Source organism: Enterobacter sp. MGH85, from assembly GCF_001037655.1.
In the GTDB taxonomy this organism is placed as follows: domain Bacteria; phylum Pseudomonadota; class Gammaproteobacteria; order Enterobacterales; family Enterobacteriaceae; genus Enterobacter; species Enterobacter intestinihominis.
Genome location: NZ_KQ089925.1, coordinates 2,415,536 through 2,441,589, shown reverse-complemented (window position 1 = coordinate 2,441,589; position 26,054 = coordinate 2,415,536). Strand labels below are relative to the sequence as shown.

At 58.8% G+C, this 26,054-nt stretch carries 24 protein-coding genes; 5 read left to right on the top strand and 19 right to left on the bottom strand.

All coding sequences use genetic code 11. The features are described 5' to 3' along the window. Positions 1-20: 20 nt before the first annotated feature. The 3 genes from SK51_RS11635 to tctD all read right to left on the bottom strand — a co-directional run bounded on the left by SK51_RS11635 (position 21) and on the right by tctD (position 2,760). Positions 21-560, bottom strand: a complete 540-nt coding sequence (locus SK51_RS11635; protein ID WP_022648809.1) for a YfaZ family outer membrane protein — start codon at positions 558-560, stop codon at positions 21-23. A gap of 129 nt (positions 561-689) precedes the next feature. Beyond that, the gene (locus tag SK51_RS11630) at positions 690-2,099 is read right to left on the bottom strand and encodes a sensor histidine kinase (protein ID WP_023306632.1); all 1,410 of its coding nucleotides are present in this window, start codon (positions 2,097-2,099) and stop codon (positions 690-692) included. After that, on the bottom strand, positions 2,086-2,760 hold the full coding sequence (gene tctD, locus SK51_RS11625; RefSeq protein WP_017693014.1) for a transcriptional regulator TctD: 675 nt from the start codon (positions 2,758-2,760) through the stop codon (positions 2,086-2,088). Before tctD ends, SK51_RS11630 begins: the two co-directional genes overlap by 14 nt. 152 nt (positions 2,761-2,912) lie before the next feature. Between tctD and SK51_RS11620 the strand changes: the two genes are divergently transcribed. The 3 genes from SK51_RS11620 to SK51_RS11610 are packed head-to-tail and all read left to right on the top strand — an operon-like array spanning position 2,913 to position 5,862. After that, positions 2,913-3,893, top strand: a complete 981-nt coding sequence (locus SK51_RS11620) for a Bug family tripartite tricarboxylate transporter substrate binding protein (RefSeq protein WP_038416442.1) — start codon at positions 2,913-2,915, stop codon at positions 3,891-3,893. Between the two features lie 11 nt (positions 3,894-3,904). Next, complete coding sequence (locus SK51_RS11615; RefSeq protein WP_022648813.1) at positions 3,905-4,336, top strand: tripartite tricarboxylate transporter TctB family protein; 432 nt, start codon at positions 3,905-3,907, stop codon at positions 4,334-4,336. Positions 4,337-4,347: 11 nt separating this feature from the next. Then, positions 4,348-5,862, top strand: coding sequence for a tripartite tricarboxylate transporter permease (locus SK51_RS11610; RefSeq protein ID WP_023300617.1), 1,515 nt, complete (start codon positions 4,348-4,350; stop codon positions 5,860-5,862). Here SK51_RS11610 and menE read toward each other — a convergent pair whose 3' ends face one another. The 8 genes from menE to SK51_RS11570 all read right to left on the bottom strand — a co-directional run bounded on the left by menE (position 5,863) and on the right by SK51_RS11570 (position 13,774). Further along, the gene (gene menE, locus SK51_RS11605) at positions 5,863-7,224 is read right to left on the bottom strand and encodes an o-succinylbenzoate--CoA ligase (RefSeq protein WP_023306634.1); all 1,362 of its coding nucleotides are present in this window, start codon (positions 7,222-7,224) and stop codon (positions 5,863-5,865) included. Further along, on the bottom strand, positions 7,221-8,186 hold the full coding sequence (gene menC, locus SK51_RS11600; protein WP_023306635.1) for an o-succinylbenzoate synthase: 966 nt from the start codon (positions 8,184-8,186) through the stop codon (positions 7,221-7,223). The genes menE and menC overlap by 4 nt, the downstream gene beginning before the upstream one ends. Further along, the gene (menB, locus tag SK51_RS11595; RefSeq protein WP_014832749.1) at positions 8,186-9,043 is read right to left on the bottom strand and encodes a 1,4-dihydroxy-2-naphthoyl-CoA synthase; all 858 of its coding nucleotides are present in this window, start codon (positions 9,041-9,043) and stop codon (positions 8,186-8,188) included. Before menB ends, menC begins: the two co-directional genes overlap by 1 nt. Beyond that, entirely contained in the window at positions 9,040-9,816 is a 777-nt protein-coding gene (gene menH / locus SK51_RS11590; protein WP_023306636.1) for a 2-succinyl-6-hydroxy-2,4-cyclohexadiene-1-carboxylate synthase, read from the bottom strand. The genes menB and menH overlap by 4 nt, the downstream gene beginning before the upstream one ends. Continuing rightward, positions 9,813-11,483 carry a 2-succinyl-5-enolpyruvyl-6-hydroxy-3-cyclohexene-1-carboxylic-acid synthase gene (menD, locus tag SK51_RS11585; protein ID WP_022648819.1) on the bottom strand — a complete coding sequence of 557 codons (1,671 nt, stop codon included), beginning with the start codon at positions 11,481-11,483 and terminating at the stop codon, positions 9,813-9,815. Before menD ends, menH begins: the two co-directional genes overlap by 4 nt. Before the next feature lie 88 nt (positions 11,484-11,571). Next, positions 11,572-12,867, bottom strand: coding sequence for an isochorismate synthase MenF (gene menF / locus SK51_RS11580; protein ID WP_023306637.1), 1,296 nt, complete (start codon positions 12,865-12,867; stop codon positions 11,572-11,574). An 86-nt stretch (positions 12,868-12,953) separates the two neighbouring features. Continuing rightward, positions 12,954-13,259, bottom strand: a complete 306-nt coding sequence (elaB, locus tag SK51_RS11575; protein ID WP_022648821.1) for a stress response protein ElaB — start codon at positions 13,257-13,259, stop codon at positions 12,954-12,956. 50 nt (positions 13,260-13,309) lie between these two features. Further along, positions 13,310-13,774: a GNAT family N-acetyltransferase gene (locus SK51_RS11570; protein WP_023300622.1), complete on the bottom strand. Its 465-nt coding sequence runs from the start codon at positions 13,772-13,774 to the stop codon at positions 13,310-13,312. Between the two features lie 71 nt (positions 13,775-13,845). Here SK51_RS11570 and rbn point away from each other — a divergent pair, with 71 nt between their 5' ends. Both rbn and SK51_RS11560 read left to right on the top strand, forming a co-directional pair. Then, complete coding sequence (rbn, locus tag SK51_RS11565) at positions 13,846-14,763, top strand: ribonuclease BN (RefSeq protein ID WP_023306638.1); 918 nt, start codon at positions 13,846-13,848, stop codon at positions 14,761-14,763. A gap of 64 nt (positions 14,764-14,827) precedes the next feature. After that, positions 14,828-15,832: a chemotaxis protein gene (locus SK51_RS11560; RefSeq protein ID WP_023306639.1), complete on the top strand. Its 1,005-nt coding sequence runs from the start codon at positions 14,828-14,830 to the stop codon at positions 15,830-15,832. A 99-nt stretch (positions 15,833-15,931) separates the two neighbouring features. Here SK51_RS11560 and nuoN read toward each other — a convergent pair whose 3' ends face one another. The 8 genes from nuoN to nuoG all read right to left on the bottom strand — a co-directional run bounded on the left by nuoN (position 15,932) and on the right by nuoG (position 26,042). Next, a complete protein-coding gene (gene nuoN, locus SK51_RS11555; protein WP_022648825.1) occupies positions 15,932-17,389 on the bottom strand; it encodes an NADH-quinone oxidoreductase subunit NuoN in 1,458 nt (485 codons plus the stop codon). 6 nt (positions 17,390-17,395) lie between these two features. Continuing rightward, positions 17,396-18,925, bottom strand: coding sequence for an NADH-quinone oxidoreductase subunit M (gene nuoM, locus SK51_RS11550; RefSeq protein ID WP_022648826.1), 1,530 nt, complete (start codon positions 18,923-18,925; stop codon positions 17,396-17,398). Positions 18,926-19,085: 160 nt separating this feature from the next. Next, entirely contained in the window at positions 19,086-20,927 is a 1,842-nt protein-coding gene (gene nuoL / locus SK51_RS11545) for an NADH-quinone oxidoreductase subunit L (protein ID WP_022648827.1), read from the bottom strand. Then, entirely contained in the window at positions 20,924-21,226 is a 303-nt protein-coding gene (gene nuoK, locus SK51_RS11540; protein WP_006176506.1) for an NADH-quinone oxidoreductase subunit NuoK, read from the bottom strand. Before nuoK ends, nuoL begins: the two co-directional genes overlap by 4 nt. Continuing rightward, on the bottom strand, positions 21,223-21,777 hold the full coding sequence (gene nuoJ, locus SK51_RS11535) for an NADH-quinone oxidoreductase subunit J (protein WP_006176507.1): 555 nt from the start codon (positions 21,775-21,777) through the stop codon (positions 21,223-21,225). The genes nuoK and nuoJ overlap by 4 nt, the downstream gene beginning before the upstream one ends. A 10-nt stretch (positions 21,778-21,787) precedes the next feature. Continuing rightward, entirely contained in the window at positions 21,788-22,330 is a 543-nt protein-coding gene (gene nuoI / locus SK51_RS11530) for an NADH-quinone oxidoreductase subunit NuoI (RefSeq protein WP_003861491.1), read from the bottom strand. Between the two features lie 14 nt (positions 22,331-22,344). Next, positions 22,345-23,322 (bottom strand): NADH-quinone oxidoreductase subunit NuoH, encoded by a 978-nt coding sequence (gene nuoH, locus SK51_RS11525; protein ID WP_022648828.1) that lies wholly within the window; start codon positions 23,320-23,322, stop codon positions 22,345-22,347. Continuing rightward, positions 23,319-26,042 (bottom strand): NADH-quinone oxidoreductase subunit NuoG, encoded by a 2,724-nt coding sequence (gene nuoG, locus SK51_RS11520; RefSeq protein ID WP_023300626.1) that lies wholly within the window; start codon positions 26,040-26,042, stop codon positions 23,319-23,321. The genes nuoH and nuoG overlap by 4 nt, the downstream gene beginning before the upstream one ends. Positions 26,043-26,054 lie beyond the last annotated feature (12 nt).

Genomic DNA, 26,054 nt, shown 5'->3' with positions numbered 1-26,054 from the left:
TGAACGCCGCGCCGAAAGGATTAGAAACCTGCGCTCACACCGATGTAGGGACCATCTGCCAGCGCGTTGTCGCGGTGGCCGTCTTTACCCGCCAGGTTCAGATAACGATAACCCGCTTCGATGGTGACAGGACGGATGATGGTCCAGCGTCCACCCACGTTGGCTTCCTCATAGCTATCGATACCGCTGGAGAGGGAATCCGGAGAGTAGTAGTACTCACCGAACAGGCCAAAGCTGTCGCCGATTTTCCACTGCAAACCGCCGCCCACTGCCGCCGCATAACCTTCGTCGCCGTCGTTCGGGTTGGTGTAAATCCCTTTACCGCCGACGGTCGCCAGGAAGGGACCCAACGGCACGTTGAAGCCGAGGCCCAGGCTTGCCGCATCCCCATCGTCGTCGTTGTGCGTCCAGCCGCCGGTCATCGCCAGGCCTGCGCTATCCGTGCCAAGACCAAAGCCCAGGTGGGTATAATCTTCGCCCGCCGAGCCGTTGAAGGAAATAGCGTTGGCGGCTGCCGATACAAACATCAGGCCTAAGCCCATTAATGCCACTTTTTTCATTGTCGTGATCCCGCACAATATATTCAGAGATGTCCAAAAACCGCGAGATTTTAACCTGACTGTCTGTGGGATCAATGCGCTCAGTGGACATCGGGCAATTAGTTTGTAACGATTTGATAATATCGGTATTTATATCATCAATAAAAAACGCATTTTTACGCACAAGCCGCCCAGATTTTCACTGGGCATCAGCTGAAGATGGCTGCGGTGCAGGCGGGCAATATCGTTGGCCAGCGCCAGGCCAATGCCGGACCCGGCGGCATCGCCCACGTTATCCAGCCGATGAAACGGCAGCATGGCCTGGGAGATCTGGTCTTCGGCAATACCCGGTCCGCTGTCCTCCACGCTCAGCTCAACGGCATCGTTATCCATGCGCAGGTACACCGTCACGATGCCCTGCTCCGGCGTGTATTTGATCGCATTCTCCAGCAGGTTAGCGCAGAGTTCGCCCAGCAAAACGTCATCCCCCTCAATCATTACCGGCTGCTGTACGCCGTCATAACCGAGATCGATACCCTTGCTGCGCGCCTGTGCCAGCCGCGAAAAGCAGCAGTTTTGCACCACCTGCACCAGATCCACAGGGGCAAACTGTCGCTCCCCCTGCTCTTTCCGCTTCACCGCCGAAAGCTGTAACAGCCTTTCCGTCAGCACGATGGTGTTATCCAGCGTAACGTTCATTGCCCGTAAGCTCTCCTGCCACAGCGCCGGATCGTTACGCGTCAGAGCAACGGATACCTGCGTTTTTAGCACCGCCAGCGGCGTTTTGAGCTGGTGTGAGGCATCGGCATTGAAGCGCTCCTGCCGCGAAAGTACGCCGCGCAACCGGTCGATGTAACGGTTAAACGCGACAATCAGCAGCCGCGTTTCCGACCAGGGCAGCAGCTCCGGCAGCGGGGCCAGCAGCCCGGGCTCACGGCGCACCATCAGCGAAGAGAGTTGCCGCATTGGGCGCAGCACGCGGCGCAGCAGCCAGGCGGTCAGGACCAGCGTCAGCAGCACCAGCAGCCCCTGCGACACGAGTGAGGAAAACAGCAGCTGTGTGGCCAGATAGCGCCGCGACTGCAACGTTTCTGCGACGTAAATTTCCGCCATCCCGAACACGTTATCTTCGTTAACCGGCTGGAGCAGCTTCGCCACGCGGATCGCCTGCCCGCGATACTCGGTATGATAAAACCACGCCAGCGCCGGATAGTGAGTGGTGCGCGACGTGGAGGGAGGCATATTTGGCAGATCGTCATAGCCGGAGATCGTCCGCCCGTCAGGGTCAACCACCTTGTAGTAGAGGCGATCGTTCATGTTCAGCTCAAAGCTGTCGAGCACGACCCAGGGCACGTTCACCAGCAGCTTGCCCTTGTGCACCACCAGCCGCTCAGACACGGTGCGCGCCGAGGATAACAGCGTACGGTCATAGGCCTGCGTCGCCGCCTGTAGCGCGCTAACGTAGCTGTTAAAGGCTGACAGCCCCCATAACAGCAGCAGCGGCAAACCCAGAAAGAGCAAAAGTTGCAGGTAAAGCGACTGCGGCTTAACCCACTTCATCGCCGCACTCCAGCACGTAGCCCAGTCCCCGGAGGGTGGTGATCCGCACGCCGCTGCCGGTCAGCTTCTTACGCAGGCGGTGAATATAGAGATCGATACTCTCGGGGCTGACGTCGTCGTTCAGGCTGAACACCTGGTCGAAGAGCTGTTGCCGGGAGACGGGACGGGTCCGGCGGTGCATCAGCACCTTCAGTAAAGAGAGCTCGCGCGGCGTGAGGGAAAGAGGTTCATCGCGCAGCAGAAAAAAGCCTTCATCATCGTACTCCAGCTCTCCCAGCCGCTGGCGCTCCTGGGTTCGTCCTTCACTGCGGCGCAGCAACGCGCGCAGGCGGGCATCAAGCTCCTCCAGCTCGAACGGCTTCGGCAGATAGTCATCCGCCCCGGCATTCAGCCCTTTCACCCTGTCTGCCACGTTGCTGCGGGCGGTAAGAAACAGCACCGGCAGCGTCTGCCCGCGCTTTCTCAGACGATGCACCACTTCCAGCCCGTCGAAGCCGGGCATGCCGATATCAAGGATCGCGACGGCATAGTTTTCCCCCTGCAAAAGGTGATCGGCCGCCCGTCCATCGTTGACGCAATCCACGGCAAATCCGTTTTGTACCAGCGCTTTCTCCAGCCAGTGAGCCAGCTCACGATTATCTTCCGCCAGTAAGAGACGCATATCACATCCTGTAAAGTTGGTGTCGCAGTGAAAGGGAAATGAAAGGTTATTGTTTTAACAATCACGCAACGGAACCGCTACAAGGTGGTTCACATAATCAGAAAAAAGACACCCGTACCCGTACTCCCGGTTCTCCGGCGTGAGGATAAACGATGAAAAAACAATTACTTTCTACCCTTGCTGCAAGCGTATTGCTGTTGAGTGCCTCTGTCGTCCAGGCGCAGGACACCCCGTCCCGCACCGAGTGTATCGCCCCGGCCAAACCCGGCGGCGGCTTTGACCTGACCTGTAAGCTGATTCAGGTCAGCCTGCTGGAGACGAAGGCCATTGAGAAACCGATGCGCGTCACCTACATGCCCGGCGGCGTGGGCGCGGTAGCCTATAACGCCATCGTCGCCCAGCGCCCTGCTGAACCCGGCACCGTGGTGGCCTTCTCCGGCGGCTCGCTGCTGAACCTGTCGCAGGGGAAATTTGGTCGTTATGACGTAAATGACGTGCGCTGGCTCGCCACCGTAGGCACCGATTACGGCATGATCGCCGTTCGCGCGGACTCCCCGTGGAAATCCCTGAAAGATCTGCTGACCGCCATGGAAAAAGATCCGAACAGCGTGGTGATTGGCGCAGGCGCCTCTATCGGCAGCCAGGACTGGATGAAAGCCGCGCTGCTGGCGCAGCAGGCCAAAGTGGATCCGCACAAAATGCGTTACGTGGCCTTTGAAGGCGGCGGTGAGCCGGTGACGGCGCTGATGGGCAATCACGTGCAGGCAGTATCGGGCGATCTCAGCGAAATGGTTCCCTACCTGAGCGGGGATAAGATCCGCGTGCTGGCGGTCTTCTCGGAAAACCGTCTGCCGGGCCAGCTTGCAGACGTCCCAACCGCCAAAGAGCAGGGTTATAACCTGGTCTGGCCGATCATCCGTGGCTTCTTCGTCGGGCCAAAAGTGACCGACGCCGAGTACCAGTGGTGGGTGGATACCTTCGCAAAACTTCAGCAAACCGAGGAGTTCAAAAAACAGCGCGATCTGCGCGGGCTGTTTGAGTTCAACCTGAACGGCAAGCAGCTGGACGAGTACGTGAAAAAACAGGTGAATGACTACCGCGAACAGGCGAAAGCCTTTGGTCTGGCGAAATAACCGGAGGCGCTATGAGCGATCGCATTTTTGCCGGGATATGGCTGCTGCTCTGCATTGGCGGCCTGTTCGTCGCCTGGCAGATCCACAGCGAATACAGCTATGAACCCGTGGGGCCACGCCCCTTTCCCGTAGGCATTGTCGGCCTGATGCTGCTCTGTTCGGTGGCCCTGCTGCTGCGCCATCCGGACACCGTGGAGTGGCCGCCACGCCGCACGCTGCAACGTCTGCTGGTAATGGTGATTGTTCTGCTGATGTACGCGTGGGGCTTTGAGTGGCTCGGCTTCCCGATCGCCACCGCCCTGCTGACGATGGTGATTGGCATACTGTTTAACGCCTCGCTGCCTGCGGCGGGGATCTCCGGGGTCGTACTGGGCATTTTACTCTGGTACGCCTTCGACCGCCTGCTGGACGTGACCCTGCCGCTCGGCGCATGGTTTAACTAACGGAGCACGCTATGGATACCTGGATCTATCTCTCTCAGGGGTTCGCGGTAGCGATGACCCCGGAAAACCTGGTGATCGCCCTGATCGGCTGTTTCGTCGGGACGATCGTTGGCCTGCTGCCGGGCCTTGGGCCTATCAACGGCGTGGCGATTTTACTGCCGCTGGCCTTTGCGCTGCACCTGCCTGCGGAATCGGCGTTGATCCTGCTGGCGACGGTTTATATCGGCTGCGAATACGGGGGGCGTATTTCCTCGATACTGCTTAACGTGCCCGGCGATGCCGCTGCCATTATGACCGCGCTGGATGGTTATCCGATGGCGCAGCAGGGACGCGGCGGCGTGGCGCTCTCTATTTCCGCCGTCAGCTCGTTCTTTGGCTCCCTGATCGCCATTGGCGGCATCATCCTCTTCGCCCCGGCGCTGGCCCAGTGGTCGCTGGCGTTTGGTCCGGCCGAGTATTTTGCCCTGATGGTATTTGCCATCGCTTGTCTCGGCAGCATGATGGCGCAGAATCCGCTGAAGTCGTTTTTGTCTGCGTTGATTGGCCTCAGTCTGGCCACCGTCGGCGTGGATGCCAACACCGGGGTTTATCGCTTTACCTTCGACAGCGTTCATCTCTCCGACGGCGTGCAGTTTATCGTCGTGGTGATTGGTCTGTTCTCTGTCTCAGAAATCTTACTGATGCTGGAACATACCAGCAGCGGGCAGACGCTGGTGCGCAAAACCGGCCGCATGCTCTTTAATGCCAAAGAGGGGGCACAGTGTGTGGGTGCTACCCTGCGTTCGTCGGTGATCGGTTTCTTTGTCGGCATCCTGCCCGGCGCGGGGGCGACTATCGCCAGCGCCATCACCTACATGACCGAGAAAAAGCTGAGCGGTAACAGCGACAGCTTCGGCAAAGGCGATATCCGCGGCGTGGCGGCGCCGGAGGCGGCGAATAACGCCTCGGCCTGCGGCTCGTTTATCCCGATGCTGACCCTCGGCGTGCCGGGCTCCGGCACCACGGCGGTGATGATGGGCGCGCTGACGCTCTATAACATCACTCCCGGTCCGGCGATGTTTACCGAGCAGCCCGATATCGTCTGGGGCTTGATTGCGGCGCTGCTGATCGCCAACGTGATGCTGCTGGTGATGAACATCCCGCTGATCGGGCTGTTCACCCGCATGCTGACCATTCCCCTGTGGTTCCTGGTCCCGGCCATCGCCGCCGTCTCTGCGGTTGGGGTGTACGCGGTGCACAGCACCACCTTCGACCTGGTGTTAATGGTGCTGCTCGGCGTGCTGGGCTACATTCTGCGCAAGATGCACTTCCCGATGTCGCCGCTGATTTTAGGGTTTGTATTGGGGGAAATGCTGGAGCAGAACCTGCGCCGCGCCCTCTCCATCAGCAATGGCAACATGGCGATCCTGTGGGAGAGCAGCGTGACGAAGATCCTGCTGGCGATGGCGATCATGGTGATTGTCGTGCCGCCGGTGCTGCGCTGGATGCGTCGACGCCAGCAGAAACCGCAGCCGGATATCGGCTGATTAGCCCCTCAACAGGGCATTGACCCATTGCCTTAACGCCTGGCGGGAGATCTTTATCCCGCCATTTTTCAGTTCTGACGGCAGCGCCAGCCAGTGTACCGGCTGCTCAAAGCGCGCCAGCCTGCCCTGAACCCACTCCGGCAACAGCGTGATATCCGTGCCCGGCTCACATTCCACTACCGCCACCGGGCGTTGCCCGTATTCGGCGTCATCCAGCGGGACGATAAACACCTGGCTAACCTGCGGATGTGTGACGATAACGCGCTCCAGCGCTTCCGGCTGGATCCCTTCTCCGCCGCTGAAAAAGAGATTGTCCATTCGGCCCAGAATGGTCAGGCGTCCGTCATGCCACTCGCCGCGATCGCGGGTGGCGAACCAGCCCTGCTCGTTGACCAGCGGCAGTAAGGCGCCGTCTCGCCAGTAGCCCGCCGCCATGCTTTCCGCCCGGATCCAGACTTCACCGTTCACCACCTGAAGGTCTCTGCCCGGCAGCGCGCTGCCCACGTCCGGCGCGCCGTCGGCCTCTTTGGCGCAGACGGTGGAGGCGAACTCGGTCAGACCGTAGCCGCAGAACGTGCGGATCCCCTGCTTGCGCGCCTGTTCGGTCAGCTCAACGGGGATTTCCGCCCCGCCGAGCAGCACGGCTTTCAGCGCAACGGGATGGTGTGAATTGAGCAGCCGCCACAGCTGCGTCGGCACCAGCGAGGCGTGGGTACAGCCCTGCAGGGCCTGCTCCAGCGGCTGTTTTTCACGCACGGTGAGACGGCCTCCGCCCTGCAACCAGCGCCACAAAATCCCCTGACCGGAGACGTGAAACAGCGGCAAGGACAGCAGCCAGTCGTCATCACCGCCATAAGGCATCAGCGACAACACGCCTTTTGCGCTGGCAAGGTGGGCGGCACAGGTGTGCACCGCCGCTTTTGGCAAGCCGGTGGAGCCGGAGGTGAGCGTCATCGAGGCCAGCCGTTCTGCCCGCCACGTCACGCCGCCCTGCTCCTCGCCCTCTCTTAATGCCAGCGCGGGCAGACCGTCATACTCACCGTTAAGCACCAGCGCAAAGCGCAGGGTCATCTGCGGCAGGAGGACGTCCAGCAGCGGACGGGGAAGCTGAGGGTTCACCGGCAAAATGCGGGCGCCGCACTGAAGCAACGCCAGCCAGGCCAGCAGGGTCTGCGGATGGTTGTGGGCGAGCAGCATGACGCCGTCACCGTCCCTGACACCCTGAGACTGAAAACCGGCTGCCAGACGATCGATACGCTCGCCCAGCTGTGACCAGTTGAGCGTTATATCGTCTAAACGCAGCGCGGGTGTATCGGCACTCCTGGAGCGCCAGTGCCGCCACGGCCAGTCGGTAAAAGTCATTGCAGCGGCTCCAGCGTCCCGACATCGAGGCACGGCAAGGTGCTGTCCGGCCACTGGCGAATCAGCTGGGCCTGCATCAGGTTTAGCGTATCAAGACCGGGAACGGTGTCCGGCGTTAACCATGCAGCGATGCGCGCCAGTTGCGTCAGCCCGAGGCTGGATTCGATGGATGAACTGATCACCGCCGTCAGCCCTGCGGCATGGGCCGCCGCAACCTGCTCGCGCACCTTGTCGAGGCTGCCGGTCAGCGTTGGCTTAATGACCACGGCACCGACGCCCGGCTCGGCGGCAAACGTAAAACCGGCTTCGCGCAGGCTCTCATCCCAGGCAATGGCAATGCCGGTTTCCCGGGCGAAGGCGCGAGAGTCGTCGCGCGTTTTGCACGGCTCTTCGAGAAACGCGATGCGGTTGCGGTACGCCGGGTTGACGTACTTCGCAAACTGCTGCGCCCTGAGCGGCGTCCAGGCGCGGTTGGCGTCCAGGCGCAGGTGCAGATCGGGAATGGCTTCCAGTAACAGGTTAACCACCATTCCGTCGCGCACCGCTTCGTACAGGCCGACCTTAATTTTCGCCACCTTCTCGCCAGGCATCCCGGAGAGCAGCGCGAAAAGTTCATCCGGATCGCCGGAACAGAGCGGCGCGGCGCGATAATTCGCCGCATCCGGCAAACAGCCGTCCAGCTCTGCCAGCGCGCAGCTGATGCCGAACGCGACGGAAGGAACGTCCGGCAGCGACGGATCTGCCCCCTCACGCCATTCGTGTGTCCAGGCCATCAGCGCCGCCTGCGCCTCATCCAGCGTTTCCAGGCTAAAGCCCGGAAGCGGGGCGATTTCGCCCCACCCTTCCCGCTCGCCCTGCCGGAGATGCACGAAAAAGCCATCACGGGTTTTTAACCGCCTTTCACGCAGTACCACGCCCGCGTCCATCGGTATCTGCCAGCGGTAAACCTGCGCGCGACGCATTACGGGTTCCGTTTGTATTTGCTGAAGTCTGGCTGGCGTTTTTCGTTGAACGCGTTGCGCCCTTCCTGACCCTCTTCGGTCATATAGAACAGCATGGTGGCGTTACCCGCCAGCTCCTGAAGTCCCGCCTGACCGTCACAGTCGGCGTTGAGGGCCGCTTTCAGGCAGCGCAGCGCCATTGGGCTGTTTTGCAGCATTTCGCGACACCAGCGCACGGTCTCTTTTTCCAGATCGGCGATCGGCACCACGGTGTTAACCAGCCCCATGTCCAGCGCTTCCTGGGCGTTGTACTGACGGCACAGGAACCAGATTTCGCGGGCTTTTTTCTGGCCGACGATGCGCGCCATGTAGGATGCCCCCCAGCCGCCGTCGAAGGAGCCAACTTTCGGGCCAGTCTGGCCGAAAATGGCATTTTCCGCCGCGATAGTCAGGTCACACATCATGTGCAGCACGTGACCGCCGCCGATGGAATAACCTGCCACCATCGCAACCACCGGTTTTGGACAGGTGCGGATCTGGCGCTGGAAATCCAGCACGTTCAGGTGGTGCGTGCCGGCATCATCCTGGTATCCGCCGTAGTCGCCGCGGACTTTCTGATCGCCACCCGAGCAGAAGGCTTTCTCCCCTTCCCCGGTGAGGACGATGACGCCGATGTTGTCGTCGTAGCGGGCATCCGCCAGCGCCTGGATCATCTCTTTTACGGTCAGCGGACGAAACGCGTTGCGTACCTGTGGACGATTGATGGTGATTTTGGCGATACCATCGGTGGATTTGTGGTAGCGAATGTCGGTGTAGCCTTCGGAGCAGTCCTGCCATTCAACCGGCGCGTAAAGCATGTTTTCATCAGGATAGATCATAGCGTGTCCTTTGTTCGATAACGTAGTATCTGAGCCAGACTCGCGGCAACCGCTTCCGGGTTGTCCCGGTGGGCGTTGTGTCCGGCATGAGGGATAGCATGACGCATGGCGTTAAGTTCAGCAGCGATGGCTGCAAACTTCCCGTCACGTTCGCCATAGAGATAGTCGAAAGAAAAATCACGCGCGGTGAGCGCGGGACGTAAATCAGGCTGAACGGCAAGCGAGGTGGCTTCCAGCATCTCAGCCAGCCTCGGGCCGTTGTTCCGGCTACGCAGCGCGATCAGCGCGTTGCGCTGTTCATCCGTAAGGGAGGTAAAGACCGGCTGTTGATACCAGTCGGCAAAGACGGCTTCAAGCGGCTCACTGCGAAAACGTGACGCCCAGCGGCGGTCCGAGGTCAGCCGCGCCTGGCGCGCCTCGACGTCTTGCAGCCCAGGGTGTCCACCTTCCACAATCACCCCATCTAACCCCGCAGGATGCTGGCAGGCATGGAACATCGCAATGCGGCCACCGAGAGAGTACCCTACCAGCCAGTAATTTAGTATGTTGTGACTAATTAAGGTATGCGTGAGCAATTCACTTACCTCTGCAAAACCCGTCACGCCCGTATCCGCTGAACCACCGTGCCCGGGCAGGTCAAGGTAGAGTCTGGGGTAGTCATGCAGCGACGCCCCAACGGTCTGCCACTCACGACAGTCACCGGAAAAACCGTGCAAGAAAACCAGCCAGGGGTAGCCTGATTTTCCGGGCTGAGTGACGCCAGCGAGGATCACAGGTGACTCACCTGCGCCAGCAGATGTTGCAGCTTCTGCGCGCCGTCAGAATCGTTTACCACCAGCTCAATCAGCGTCGCGCCAGGCTGCCGCCAGGCGGTGTTCAGCGCCGTCTCCAGCGCGTCCCAGTTTTCCGGGCGATGGTACTTCAGGCTGAACATGGCGGCGGCGTGTTCGAACTGCACGTTTTGCGGCATCAGATAGAAGCGCTCACGTTCGCTTTGCGGCGTCGGCAGCAGGGAGAAAATCTGTCCGCCGTTATTGTTAACAACAATCAGCACGAACGGAGCCGACGCCTGACGCAGGAGCGCCAGCGCGTTGAGATCGTAGAGGGCTGAGAGATCCCCCACAATCGCCAGCGTGGATTTTGCGCTGGCACGCTGTACGCCAGCGGCGGTGGAGATCAGTCCGTCAATGCCGCTCGCGCCCCGGTTGCTGTATACCGGATAACCCGCGGGCAGCTGCGAAAAGGCGTCAATCAGGCGCACCACCAGGCTGTTACCGACAAAAAGTTGCCCCTGCTCGGGAAGATATTTGCGGATACGGTGCGCCAGCCCGGCTTCACTGAACTCCTCGCACTGCGCTTTGGTGAGTTCCCACGCCTGACGCGACAGCGCCGGGATCTCCACCGCCCAGGGTTTGCGTTTTTCCGCCGGATGCAATTCCAGCCAGCTGTCAATATCGCTCACCAGGCGGCGACCGCGATGGTGCGCCGGGTCAAGGCGTCCTTCGAGCGGATCCACCAGCCAGTACTCTTCTGGCGTACAGGTGGCCTGCCACTGGAGCAGTCGCTTGCCCGTCAGGCTCGAGCCCAGCTGGACGACAATTTGCGCCTGCGCCAGCTCGGTGACCGCTTTCGCGTTCCCCAGCCAGAGGTCAGCGCAGGGCAGCGGCTGGCCCGTCTGGGAAAGCACGTCACCAATCAGCGGCCAGCCAAGCGTTTGTGCCCACTCCGCCGCCAGCTTGCCTTCCGCCGCACTCATCCGCCCGGCAATCACCACCCCGCGCTTCTGGCGCCAGAAGAACCAGTCGCGCTGCTTAGCGCTTTCCAGATGCGTCTGCTCACGCAGCCAGGGCTTTTCGCTCTCCCACCATTCTCCCAGCTGCTGTTGCCAGGCTAGGCCGGTCTCGTTCATTTCGCCGTACAGCGGTTCGGCAAACGGGCAGTTAATGTGCAGCCCGCCGCTGCGCAGTGCGTTCATGGCGTGGTCGAGAGTTGAGACCAGCCAGCTGGCGGGAATATCCTGGGTGGGGCGCGGCAACGAGACCGTCTGTGAAGGATGCGAGGCAAAAATGCCAGGCTGACGAATCGCCTGGTTCGCGCCGCAGTCAATAAGTTCCGGAGGACGATCGGCGGTGAGTAAAATCAGCTTTTCGCCGGTTAACCCCGCTTCAATCAGCGCCGGATAGAGGTTTGCCACCGCCGTGCCGGAAGTCACTATCACCGCCACGGGCGCGTTGCTGACTTTCGCCAGCCCGAGCGCCAGGTGGCCGAGACCACGCTCGTCAAAATGGGTGTGATGAATAAAAGCCCTGTTTTCCGCCGCAGCAAGGGTGAGCGGCGTGGAGCGAGAGCCCGGAGCAATACACACATGCCTGACACCATGGCGGGTCAGGGCTTCAAGGATCACCGTCGCCCAGCGTCGGTTAAAAGAACTTACTGACATGAGATTGTCCAGTATCAAGAATGCGACACAGTATAAATAATAGAAAAAGTCAGAATTTTGATATGAATCGGGATTGCACGAATCAGTATTAATCCCTCAGGAGGAGGGAACGCAGCCCGGCGGCCTTATTTTCGATCTCCTGCCACTCCTGCTCTGGATCGGAGCCGCTGACGATGCCCGCCCCCGCATAAAGACGCAGCGCGGCGTCATGAACGCGGGCGGAGCGTAATGCCACGCAGAACTCGCTTTGATCGCGCGATAAATAGCCCGCCGATCCGGCGTACCACTCCCGGTCAAACGGCTCCACTTTCGCAATAAATTCTCGCGCTGCCTGACGCGGCAGCCCGGCTACCGCCGCCGTCGGTTGCAGAATATGCAGACACTGCTCGTCATCAGACTGTTTGAGTTCGGTCCAGATACAGCGGCGTAAATGCTGCACCTTGCGCAGACGCAGCACCTGCGCTGGGAGGATCTCCAGCGTCCGGGTATGGTGCTGAAGACGCTGGCAGATATCTTCCACCACCAGCATATTTTCCCGCTGATTTTTGTCGTCGTTCATCAGCCAGTCGCCCAGACGCTGGGCCTGCTTATCGTCAGAATGGCTGGCGACGGTGCCTGCTAGCGCTTCAGTGCGCAGCAGCATGCCGCGTCGCCGCCACAGTCGCTCGGGCGTCGAGCCGAGGAACGCGTTGCTGGCGTCAAAGACCATACAAAAATGATAGCAGTTGAGGTTTAGCGCGCGGCTGGCGGCCATTAGCGCGATGGCGTTCACGGGCTGCTGGCACTGCACGTCTGTAGCACGTGCGAGCACCACTTTCTCAAAATCGCCGCGAGCAAGGGTATCCGTCGCCTGACGAATCAACGCCAGCCATTCCGGTTTTTCCGGATGATGGGTTTCCTGCACAATCTGCACGGACAACGGGCGGATCGGCGCGGCGTCGCGCAGGTTATCAATAAACTTCAGTGCGTCACCGGCATCATCACACAGCGACGTTTCGCTCCACAGTTGCAGGCGCAGCGTGGCGACCCCGCCAGACCGTCGCCAGAGAAGGCGTGGTAAAAACAGCTTTCCCTGTGCCGGGTTGAAGGCGTTCAGGCCGCAGATACGGGTATCATTGGCTACGTCATGGGTGTGCAAAAACCGGGAGGCCGAGGCCAGAGAGTCAAAATGGGCGAGGCTTCCGAGCGCGGCAAGTTCTTCATCACCGCTCCGCTGTTGCCAGTAAAACTGGGGATAGCATCGCTGCACACCCAGCCAGGCCAGCGGATCGAAGGCGTCGTTTAACGGGAAAGAGACATCGAAATGGCGTAAACCGGGTGTAGCGGGTAACGCTTGCGCAAGCTGAGTGCGCAGGCGTTCCAGCGCGATGGAAATCGAATGCACGCGAACCTCTCCCTGTTAAAACCTTACATTATACGGGGTACTGATGATAAATAGCAGTACCCACGTGTAGGGAGGGGTTTACCGGCTTAACGACGGGCTAACAGCAGGCCCAGCACCAGCCCTACGGCCGCACCGACCCCAATGCCCTGCCACGGCTTTTCGTGCACATAATCGTCGGCACGATAAACCGCCTGTTTGGCGCGGTAGTAGTAATTGTCGGATGCGTTGCTGACGCGGTTTTTCACGTCATGCAGCGCCTGCTCGGCGCGGGCTTTGAGCTCAATGTACTTCTGATCGGCAGGATCGCCTGAAGAGCGCAGTACTTCTTCCAGCGTTTCGCTTAACAGCGTTAGATCGTCGTCTGCTCGGGTATCCCAGGATTGAAATGACATATTTTTCTCCATGTTAGTACACCAGTCCGATAACTATAGACAACGTCTCGCTATTGCGCCTGTTTCGCTTCGCGCGCCATACCGATGTGTGGGATGCCATCTTCATCGTAAATGTCCGTGACCGGGGTAAAACCAAAATGGCCATAGAATGATTGCAAATGCGCCTGCGCGCCCAGGTATAACGCCTTGTCTGGCCACCGTTTCAGGCATGCGTCCAGCGTTTTTTCCATCAGCTGATAGCCCAGCTTTTCACCGCGCGCGCTTCCGCTGATAATGACGCGGCCAATGACGACAGGGTCAAAATCCTCTTCGCTTTTCAGAATCCTCGCATACGCCACCAGCTCGTTATCGCGCCAGCCGAGGATGTGCCGGTTCTCGCCGACCAGGTCATCGCCGTCGATATCCTGATAGGGGCAGGTTTGTTCAACCACAAAAACTTCGCAGCGCAGTTTGAGCAGGGCGTAGAGTGACTGAATAGTCAGTTCGCTGTGGTGTAGATCTTGCCACTGGATCATGTGTTTCTCCTTCCTGGGGTTCATCACGTTATACTAAACCCCTTCCCATTCGGCAAAGGGCTGATTGCGTTATGGAACTGATTTTTCTGGGTACGTCCGCGGGCGTGCCAACCCGCTCACGCAACGTGACGGCGATTCTGCTGGATCTTAAGCATCCTACCCGCGGCGGGCTGTGGCTGTTTGACTGCGGCGAAGGTACGCAGCATCAGTTGCTGCATACCTCATACCACCCGGGGAAAGTGGATAAAATATTTATCACCCATCTGCACGGCGACCATCTGTTTGGCCTGCCGGGCCTGCTGTGTAGCCGTTCGATGGCCGGTAACGCTAACCCGCTGACCATTTATGGCCCTGCGGGTATTCAGGCATTCGTTGAGACCACGCTGCGCCTGAGCGGCTCGTGGACCGATTATCCGCTGAAGGTGGTTGAGATCGGCGAAGGTCTGGTGTTCGACGACGGAGATTACCAGGTGCGCGCTTACCCGCTTAACCATCCGGTGGAATGCTACGGCTATCGCGTTGAGGAGCATGACAAGCCCGGCGCGCTGAACGCCGCCGCGTTGCAGGCCGATGGGGTGAAACCTGGCCCGCTGTTCCAGCGTCTGAAGCACGGCGAGACCGTCACGCTGGAAGACGGGCGCGTCATCAACGGTCAGGATTACCTTGCGCCGCCGCAGCCGGGCAAAAAACTGGCTATTTTTGGGGATACCGCCCCCTGCCCTTCGGCGCTCCGGCTTGCCGGGGGTGTGGATGTGATGGTGCATGAGGCAACGCTGGAAGCGGCGATGGAAGAAAAAGCCAATAGCCGGGGGCACAGCTCAACGCGTCAGGCCGCGCAGCTGGCGCGCGAGGCTGGCGTCCGGAAACTGATTGTCACTCACGTCAGCTCACGCTATGACGTCCGCGGCTGTGAAAGCCTGCTGGCAGAGTGTCGGGAGGTGTTCCCGGCATGCGAGCTGGCGGAAGATTTTGCTCAGGTCAGCGTTTAGTCCTTCATTTTTCCCTCAGGGTGCCGATAACGATTAAAAGGCCAGCATTTCTCTTGAGGGTAGAATGGATAATTTCCAGAAAGATATTGATGACAGGGCGAACCTGACCCAGTCCAACCGTTTTGAACTGTTGCTGTTCCGTCTTGGCACCTCTCTGAACGAAAATAAATCCGAGCTGTTCGGCATCAACGTGTTCAAACTGCGCGAAATTGTGCCGATGCCGACCTTCACCAAACCAGCGGGAATGAAGTCTCCGCTGATGGGGATGGTAAATATTCGCGACCAGGTGATCCCGGTGATCGATCTGGCCGCCGTCGCCGGCTGCAAGCCAGCCACCGGGCTAAACATTTTGCTGATCACCGAATATGCCCGCAGCGTGCAGGCGTTTGCCGTGGAATCGGTGGAGAATATCATGCGTCTCGACTGGAAGCAGGTGCACGCCGCGGAAACCGCCGTCAGCGGTCGCTACATCACCAGCATTGCCTGTCTGGACGATAAGACCGATACCAACGATCTGGCAATGGTGCTCGACGTGGAGCAGATCCTGTATGACATCACCCCGGCGAACCACGATCTGCACGCCACCCATCTGGAAACCACCAAATTCAACATCAAGCCTGGCTCTGTCGCGATTGTTGCTGAAGACTCGAAAGTAGCGCGCTCAATGCTGGAGAAGGGATTGCAGGCAATGGAGATCCCGGCTCAGCTGCATATCACCGGCAAAGACGCATGGGAGAAAATCACTCAGCTGGCCGCGCAGGCTCAGGCTGAGGGCGTCCCCGTTACCGATAAGATTGCCCTGGTATTAACCGACCTCGAAATGCCGGAGATGGACGGCTTTACGCTGACGCGCAAAATCAAAACTGATCCAGTACTGAAAGATATTCCGGTGGTGATCCACTCGTCTCTTTCCGGCAACGCGAACGAAGATCATATACGCAAAGTGAAGGCTGACGGCTATGTGGCGAAGTTTGAGCTGAATGAGCTGTCGTCGGTGATTGAAGAGGTGCTGGACCGCTCGATGAAGAAGATTGACGGGCCGCTTATAAGCAGGAAGCAGTTAGCTTAGTCGGGTGGCGCTTCGCTTACCCGACCTACAATACCTGTAGGCCCTGCAAGCGTAGCGCCGCTGGGCAATAAAAAACCCGCCGAGGCGGGTTTTTTGCTTTTACATCAGCGGCATCGCGCGCTGCACAATCTCAATCAGCGGCTGCGGATAGATACCGAAGATTAGCACCAGAAGCGCGGAGATCAGCACCACGATCCCCCCGGCGCTGTACTGCCAGTTGGACGGTGCATCACGGTTGAGCTGCTGAGGCGCGCTCAGGTACAGGCTCACAGCCACACGCAGGTAGTAGTAAAGACCAATCGCGGAGCCGATAACGACACCGGCAGTCAGCCACCACAGACCCGCCTGCACACCGACGGCCAGCACGTAGAACTTACCGATAAAGCCCAGCGTCATCGGGATACCCGCCAGAGAGAGCATCATCACGGTCATTACCGCAGACAGAATCGGACGGTGCCAGAACAGACCACGGTAGGAGAACAGGGAATCTGCATCCGGGCCACGGTACGGGCTGGACATCAGGCTCACCACGCCGAACGCGCCGAGGCTGCTGAACAGGTAACCGGCCAGATACACACCCACGGTTTCCATCGACATCTCACCGCTTTGCAGCGCAATCAGCGCCACCAGCAGGTAGCCCAGATGGGAGATTGAGGAGTAGCCCAGCAGACGCTTAATGTTGGTCTGGCTCAGCGCCATCAGGTTACCGAAGATGATGGAGACGAACGCGATAATGCCCAGCACCACGCGAACCGCTTCGCTGTCACCCACCGGGGCGTACAGGAACAGACGCATGACCACGCCAAAGATAGCGATTTTACTCGCCGTCGCCAGGAAGGTAGAGACCGGCGCTGGCGCACCCTGATAAACGTCTGGCGTCCACAGGTGGAACGGCACCAGAGAGAGTTTAAAGCCAAGGCCTACAATCATCATGCCCAGACCCGCCAGCAGCAGCGGCTCATGCATCATGCCGTCGCCGAGGCTCTTGCCGAGCGCCAGGAAGGAGAGGTTACCCGTCTGTGCATACAGCAGCGCGATACCGAACAGCAGGAACGACGACGCAGCAGCGGACAAGATGGTGTACTTGATAGCCGCTTCCAGAGAGCGCTTCTGACGGAAAGCGTAACCAATCAGGCCGAACAGCGGCAGTGAGATCAGCTCAATACCGAGGAACAGCGCGGCCATGTGGTTCGCGTTCGCCAGCAGAATGCCGCCCAGTGCGGCAATCAGTACCAGCAGGTAAAACTCTTCTTTGTTGTCGTTGTACCCTTCGAGCCACGGGTACGCAAAGGTACAGGTTGCCAGGCTCGCCAGCAGCACCAGACCGGTGTAGAGCATGGCGTAGCCGTCAACGCGCATCAGCGGCGTGACGTCCATTGCGCCCGCCTGGCCAACAAACCAGAGGGAGACTAACGCAGCGTTCAGACCCAGAACGGACAGGGTCGCATTCAGGAAGTGATTGCGTCGCCACGCAATGGAGAGCATCACAACCACCACCGTCAATCCGACGATCAGCAGCGGTAGCAGCGCGATCAGTTGTTGTGGAGTTATTGTCATGGCGAATTACGGCCTTGTAGTAGAAGCAGAATTAACAAACCACTGCTGGATGTTACCCATCGCGGAGTGCGAGGTATCCAGAATCGGCTGCGGATAGAAGCCCAGCAGCACCAGCAGTACGACCAGCAGCAGGATGATGGACAGCTCACGCAGCGACATCCCCGGCAGTTCTTTAGCAGCAATTTCGCTCTTCGCTTTACCGAAGTAGGCGCGGTGCAGCATCGCCAGCGAGTACACGGAGGCGAACACCAGACCAAAGGTGGAGATGACGGTAATCATCGGAACCACTTTGAAGCTGCCGAACAGAATCATAAATTCGCCAACGAAGTTACCGGTACCTGGCATACCCAGGGTGGCAACCGCGAAGAACATGGAGAGTGCAGGCAGCCATTTCATTTTGCCCCACAGGCCGCCCATCATACGCATGTCGCGGGTATGCAGACGTTCGTACAGCTGACCGCACAGGATGAAGAGACCGGCTGCGGACAGACCGTGCGCAATCATCTGGATCACCGCGCCCTGGTACGCCAGCTGGCTACCGGTGTAGATGGCAATCAGTACGAAGCCCATGTGGGAAACGGAGGTGTAAGCAATCAGACGTTTGATGTCGTACTGCGTGAAGGCCATCCATGCACCGTAGAAGATACCGATCACGCCAAGCCACATGGCAATCGGCGCAAACTCTGCGGAGGCGTTCGGGAACAGCGGCAGGGAGAAACGCAGCAGACCGTAGGCCGCCGTTTTCAGCAAGATACCCGCCAGGTCAACGGAACCCGCCGTTGGCGCCTGAGAGTGCGCGTCCGGCAGCCAGCCGTGCAGCGGAACCACCGGCATTTTCACCGCGAAGGCGATGAAGAAGCCGAGCATCAGCATGTATTCCACGCCGTGGGACATCGGGGTCTTCAGCAGATCTTCATAGTTGAAGGTCCAGACGCCGGTGGCGTTGTAATGCACAAACACCAGCGCCAGGATGGCAATCAACATCACCAGACCGCTCGCCTGGGTGTAGATGAAGAACTTGGTGGCCGCCGTGATACGCGTTTTACCGTCGGATGCCTTGTGGCCCCACAGCGCGATCAGGAAGTACATCGGCACCAGCATCATCTCCCAGAAGAAGAAGAACAGGAACATGTCGATGGCCAGGAACACGCCGATAACGCCGCCCAGGATCCACATCAGGTTGAGGTGGAAGAAGCCCTGGTATTTTTCGATTTCTCGCCAGGAGCAGAGTACCGCCAGAACGCCGAGCAGACCGGTCAGCACGACCATCAGCAGCGACAGACCGTCAATCGCAAGGTGGATCGTGATACCGAAACGTGGGATCCACGGCAGAATGAACTCAGACTGCCACTGCGGAAGGCCCGCAGACTGGGTCAATGAGTAGCCACCCTGCAACCACAGTTGCAGGCCAAGCGCGAGCGTCAATCCCATGGTGATCAGCGCGATCCAGCGCGGCATCTTCACGCCAAAGCGTTCAGTCTGCCAGCACAGGAAGCCGCCGATGAAGGGAATTAATATTAGCCAGGGTAATAACATGGCGATTTTTATTCCTTGTTAAAGTCCCTCAGGGACCGATTTTCAACGAATTCGACAAAATTCACGTGTTAGTGCGGTTTGTGGTGTCGGGTGACGCTCACGCTTACCCGACCTACGGTCTCGTAGGCCCGGTAAGCGCAGCGCCACCGGGCAAAAACCACTATCGCAACACCATCAGCAGCGCCAGCACGACAACCGCACCGATGCTCATGGATGCCACATACCAGCGCAGATAGCCGTTCTCGCTGTACAGCAGGCCTTTACCTGCAAAGCGAGAGAGGATCGCCGGGATATTCATCAGGCTGTTCAGCGGATCGCGCTTCAACAGCCACGCAATGCCCAGGAACGGCTTCACGAAGATCATGTCGTACAGCCAGTCGAAGCCCCATGCGTTGTACCACCAGGTGCCCAGCAGACGGCCCGGCGCGCTGTTGGCAACGGCAGTCACCAGCGTGCGTTTGCCCAGCCACAGCCATGCGGCAATCAGGATGCCCGCGATAGCCACAACGCCGGAGGTGATTTCAAGCGTCAGAACGCGACCGTGCTCAAGCTCGGTTGTTGCCGGCAGTACGCCCTGCAACGGTGGCACAATCATCGCGCCAACGAAGGTGGAGAGTACCAGCAGCACAATCAGCGGCAGGTGGTGGGTAATCCCCTTCCCTGCGTGGGCGTGAATTTGTTCTTTACCGTGGAAGACGATGAAAATCATACGGAAGGTGTACAGGGAGGTCATAAACGCACCGACCAGACCCGCAACCATCAGATTGATATGACCATTCGCCATGGCGCCCGCCAGGATTTCATCCTTACTGAAGAAGCCTGCGGTAATCAGCGGCAGTGCCGCCAGCGCCGCGCCGCCTACCAGGAAGCAGACATAGACCAGCGGGATGGACTTACGCAGTCCGCCCATTTTGAAGATATTCTGCTCGTGGTGGCAGGCCAGGATCACCGAACCGGATGAGAGGAACAGCAGCGCTTTAAAGAACGCGTGCGTCATCAGGTGGAAAATGGCTGCGTCCCACGCCTGAACGCCCAGCGCCAGGAACATGTAACCAATCTGGCTCATGGTGGAGTACGCGAGAACGCGTTTGATGTCGGTCTGCACCAGCGCGGCAAAGCCTGCCAGCACCAGCGTAACCGCACCGACGATACCCACCAGATGCAGAATTTCCGGGGTCATCAGGAACAGGCCATGGGTACGCGCAATCAGGTAGACACCGGCGGTGACCATGGTCGCGGCGTGGATCAGCGCGGAGACAGGGGTTGGACCCGCCATCGCGTCGGCAAGCCATGTCTGCAACGGCAGCTGTGCGGATTTACCCACAGCACCACCCAGCAGCATCAGCGTTGCCCACCACAGCATGTTGTTGCCTGCTTCGAAGTGCGCTGGCGCCAGTTCCACCATTTCGCGGAAGTTCAGCGTGCCCAGTTCGTTGTAGAGAATGAACAGCGCGAAAGCGAGGAAGACGTCACCCACGCGGGTCACGACGAACGCTTTCATGGCCGCTGCGCCATTCTTCGGATCGGTGTAGTAGAAACCGATCAGCAGGTAAGAGCACAGACCCACGCCTTCCCAGCCCAGATACATCAGCAGCAGGTTATCGGCCAGTACCAGAACCACCATGCTGGCGATAAACAGGTTGGTATAGGCGAAGAAGCGGGAGTAACCCTCTTCGCCGCGCATATACCAAGAGGCGAACATGTGGATCAGGAAGCCGACGCCGGTGACCACGGAGAGCATGGTCAGAGACAGACCATCCAGCACCAGGTTGAAACCGATGTTGAAGTTACCGACCGACATCCAGTTCCACAGCGGCACGCTGTAGGCCTGACGTCCATTGTTAAAGAAATCGATACCCGCATACGCTGTCACCAGCGCAGCCAGACCGATTGAGCCAATGCCCACGGTGGCAGACAGATTCTCAGACCAGCGGCCGCGAGAAAATGCCAGCAGCACGAAGCCAATCAGCGGAAAAATAATGGTTAAGGCAAGCATGTTCATCCACGCAACTCACTTACTGAATCGATGTTCAGGTTCTGGCGGCGACGATGGAGCTGCAGCAACAGCGCCAGGCCAATACTCGCTTCGGCAGCCGCGAGGCTGATGGCGAGAATGTACATCACCTGACCGTCGGCCTGGCCCCAGTAGCTGCCGGCGACCACAAAGGCCAGAGCGGAAGCGTTGATCATGATTTCCAGACCGATCAGCATAAACAGCAGATTGCGGCGGATAACCAGACCGGTTAAGCCCAGAACGAACAAAATCGCAGCGAGGATCAGTCCATGTGTTAAGGGGATCATGCGCGCTCCTCCGTTTTTCTTTTCGCACGGTCATCAGTGCGGTTGCTCAGCACCTCACCAACACGTTCTTCGCGACCGACGTGGAAGGCAACAACCAGGCCCGCCAGCAGCAGCATAGAGGCCAGTTCAACCGCCAGAACGTACGGACCAAACAGCGCAATACCAACAGCCTTGGCGCTGATTGGCGTGCCGTCAATGCCCTGGTCGTTAACGCCCAGAATAGCGTAAACAATCACCACCAGCATGATGGCCGACAAAATTGCCGGGCCAATCCACACCTGCGGTTTTAACCATTGACGTTCCTGTTCAATTTCAGAGCCGCCCAGGTTGAGCATCATCACCACGAACACGAACAGCACCATAATGGCACCCGCGTAGACGATAATTTCCAGCGCACCGGCGAAGTGCGCGCCCAGCGCAAAGAACACCCCGGAAATAGCCAGCAGCGAAATGATTAAATACAGCAACGCATGCACCGGATTGGTGTGCGTGATCACTCGCAGCGTAGCCAGGATGGCGATAAGGCCACAGATATAAAAAGCGAATTCCATTGCCCTCTCCTTACGGTAACAGGCTCTTGACGTCGATAGGCTTAGCTTCGTTCTCTGCTTCGCCCTTATCTTTGCCGTCGATTGCCATACCCGCCATCCGGTAGAAGTTATATTCCGGGTATTTGCCCGGACCGGAAATCAGCAGATCCTCTTTCTCGTACACCAGGTCCTGACGCTTGTACTCACCCAGCTCGAAGTCTGGAGTCAGCTGAATCGCCGTGGTTGGGCACGCTTCTTCACACAGACCGCAGAAAATGCAGCGTGAGAAGTTGATGCGGAAGAACTCAGGGTACCAGCGGCCGTCTACCGTCTCGGCTTTCTGCAGAGAGATACAGCCTACCGGACACGCTACCGCACACAGGTTACAGGCTACGCAGCGCTCGGAACCGTCCGGGTCGCGCGTCAGCACGATACGGCCACGGTAGCGCGGCGGCAGATATACCGGCTCTTCCGGATACATCCGGGTTTCGCGTTTGGCAAACGCGTGCAGGCCGATCATCCAGATACTGCGTACCTGGGTGCCAAAGCCTACGAGTAATTCTTTTAAGGTCATGATCTCAAAGCCCCTTATGGCTGCTGCCAGAGAATGACAGCCGCCGTTACCAACAAGTTGACGAGCGTCAGCGGCAGGCACACTTTCCAGCCGAAGGACATTACCTGGTCATAACGCGGACGCGGTAAGGACGCACGAATCAAAATGAACATCATCATGAAGAACGCGGTTTTCAGCGCGAACCAGATGAACGGCGGTAAGAACGGGCCATGCCAGCCACCAAAGAACAGCGTTACCATCAACGCGGAAATGGTGACGATACCGATGTACTCGCCCACGAAGAACAGACCGAATTTCATACCGGAATATTCAATGTGGTAACCGTCGGCCAGTTCCTGTTCGGCTTCTGGCTGGTCAAACGGGTGACGGTGACACACCGCCACGCCCGCGATAGCAAAGGTCACAAAACCAAAGAACTGCGGGATAACGTTCCAGATGTCGGCCTGGTTGTTGACGATGTCGGTCATGTTGAATGAACCGGCCTGCGCCACCACGCCCATCAGGGAGAGTCCCAGGAACACTTCGTAGCTCAGCGTCTGCGCGGAAGCACGCATCGCACCCAGCAGCGAGTATTTGTTGTTACTGGACCAGCCTGCGAACAGCACCGCGTACACCGCGAGGCCTGCCATCATCAGGAAGAACAGAATGCCGATGTTCAGGTCAGCCACCACCCAGGTCGGGCTGACGGGAACGATAGCAAACGCCAGCAGCAGCGAGGTAAAGGCGATCATCGGCGCCAGCGTAAAGATCACGCGGTCCGAGAAGCGCGGAACCCAGTCCTCTTTAAAGAACATCTTGATCATGTCCGCCACCAGCTGGAGTGAACCACCCCAGCCCACGCGGTTCGGTCCGTAACGGTTCTGGAACAGACCGAGCAGACGACGTTCACCAAAGCTCATGAACGCGCCGCAGGTGACGACCACCAGCAGAATGACGACCGCTTTCAGAATGCTCAGCAGGATGTCGATAAGATCCGGCGTTAACCAACTCATGCTTTTGCCTCCTGAAGGTTATCAAGATGCGCACCCGCCAGGACCGGCGCGATGCCAGGCATACCCATCGGCAGACCCACCTGCCCTGCTGACAGGCTTTCAGAAATAATCAGCGGCAGGCTGATTGTCTGGCCGTCGTAGCTAAAGGCAATGTTCGCACCCGCGTTAACGCCAAGCTTCGCGGCATCCGCCGGGTTGAGCTTGATGTACGGCTGCGGCATACGCTGCTGGAATACCGGAGAACGCTGGGACATTTCGTCGCTACCGAACAGATGGTAGTACGGCGCAATACGCCAGTGGCCTTCCTGAGCCTGGAAACGTTCCGGAACGGTAGAGAAGAAGTCCAGATCGGTTTCGGAGGCTTCAATCAGACGCACGCCCGGATCGCCGTGGCGCAGATGACCACCCACTTCAGCCTGGAATTTGTTCCATGCCTGTGGGGAGTTCCAGCCCGGTGCCCATGCAAACGGGATTTGCGAACGCGGCGCAGACGGCTGGTTGTTCCCTTCCATCGAGAAGGCGAACATGGTGTCTTTATCCTGCGGCTGACGCGGTTCGTGCACGCTGATGTTGGCACGCATCGCAGTACGACCGCTGTAGCGGTGCGGCTCACGCGCCAGTTTCTGGCCGCGAATACGGAAGCTTGCGTCAGGCGCGGCGTCTTTAATGCCCGCCAGCTGAGGCAGTTTCTCAACAACCGCGTCGATAACGTGGTCGAGCTGCGTCCAGTCCACTTCACGGCTCTGCACGGTGCTGTGCAGAGAGTGCAGCCAGCGCCAGCTTTCCAGCATCACGGTGTTACTGTCGTAGTAGGCCGGGTCATAAACCTGGAAGAAGCGCTGTGCGCGGCCTTCGTTGTTGATCACCGTCCCGTCGCTTTCTGCGAAGCTTGCAGCAGAGAGCACCAGGTGTGCTTTGTCCATGATCGCGGTGCGCTGATGGTCGATAACCATCACCAGCGGTGCTTTGGAGAGCGCGGCGTCAACGCGAGCGGCCGAAGCGTGGCGATGCAGGTCATTTTCCAGCACTACCACCGCATCAGCAGAACCGGATTCCAGTTCGCTTAACGCTTCTTCCAGCGAGCCGCCGCCAATCATGCCCAGTCCGATGCTGTTCACCGCACGGGCAATCATGGTCACACCGACGTCAGCGCCACGGCCCTTCAGGGCTTTGGCAACGTTCGCTGCGGCCTGAATGATTTCAGCGCTACCGGCGTTGGTACCGGAAATGATCAGTGGTTTCTTCGCCCCCGCCAGCGCCTGAACAATCACGTCGACCTTGTTCTGCAGGTCGCGATCCAGTTCAACGGCCGGCGAGTTGCTGTCCAGCGCGTGGGCAATGGCAAAGCCGAGGCGCGCCTGATCTTCAACCGGTGCGCAGTAGGTCCACGCGGCGATATCGTCCAGACGGGTGTTGTCGACGTTAGTCACAAACAGAGGATGCTTCGCGCGCTGGCCGATGTTGAGGATCGCCGCAATCTGCCAGTCAGCCACTTTCTGCGCCGCTGCCATTTCACGTGCTTTACCCTTCACCGCCTGACGAACCGCCAGAGCCGCGCGTGCGCCGGTCTGCGTCAGGTCTTCCCCGAGCACAAGAACCGCATCATAGGATTCGATTTCGCGCAGCGCAGGCGTGTGTACACCGCCTTCACGCAGCACTTTCAGCACCAGTTGCAGACGTTCCTGCTCGCCATGGGCGATACCGGTATAGAAGTTTTCCGCCCCAACCAGCTCGCGCAGCGCGAAGTTGCTTTCGATGCTGGCGCGCGGGGAGCCGATGCCGATCACTTTCTTCGACTGGCGCAGAATATCTGCCGCGCCCTGCATCGCCTGTTCAGCGTTGAGGGTAATGACGTCGTCGCCACGGCGCTGAACCGGCTGACGCGGACGGTCTTTCAGGTTCACATAGCCATAGCCAAAACGACCGCGATCGCAGAGGAAGTAGTGATTAACGGTACCGTTGTAACGGTTTTCGATACGACGCAGTTCACCGTAACGTTCACCCGGGCTGGTGTTACAGCCGAGGGAGCACTGCTGGCAGATGCTTGGCGCAAACTGCATGTCCCATTTACGGTTGTAACGCTCGGAGTGGGTTTTATCCGTGAACACGCCGGTCGGGCAGATTTCTACCAGGTTACCGGAGAATTCGCTTTCAAGCGTACCGTCTTCCGGACGACCGAAGTAAACGTTGTCATGCGCGCCATACACGCCCAGATCCTGACCGTCTGCATAATCTTTGTAGTAACGCACGCAGCGGTAGCAGGCGATGCAGCGGTTCATTTCGTGAGAGATGAACGGCCCCAGATCCTGATTTCGGTGGGTACGTTTGGTAAAGCGATAGCGACGGAAGCTGTGACCGGTCATGACGGTCATATCCTGAAGGTGGCAGTTACCACCCTCCTCACACACCGGACAGTCGTGTGGGTGGTTGGTCATCAACCACTCCACTACGCTTTCGCGGAACTGTTTGGCTTCTTCGTCATCAATCGAAATAAAAGTGCCTTCGGTGGCTGGCGTCATACAGGACATCACCAGTCGACCACGCGTGTCTTCCGCGTTTTGATATTGCTTCACCGCACACTGGCGGCAAGCACCGACGCTGCCCAGCGCCGGATGCCAGCAAAAGTACGGAATATCGAGGCCAAGAGACAGACAAGCTTCCAGCAGGTTGTCCGCCCCGTTGACTTCGTATTCTTTGCCGTCTACATGAATCGTAGCCATTAGCATGCTTCC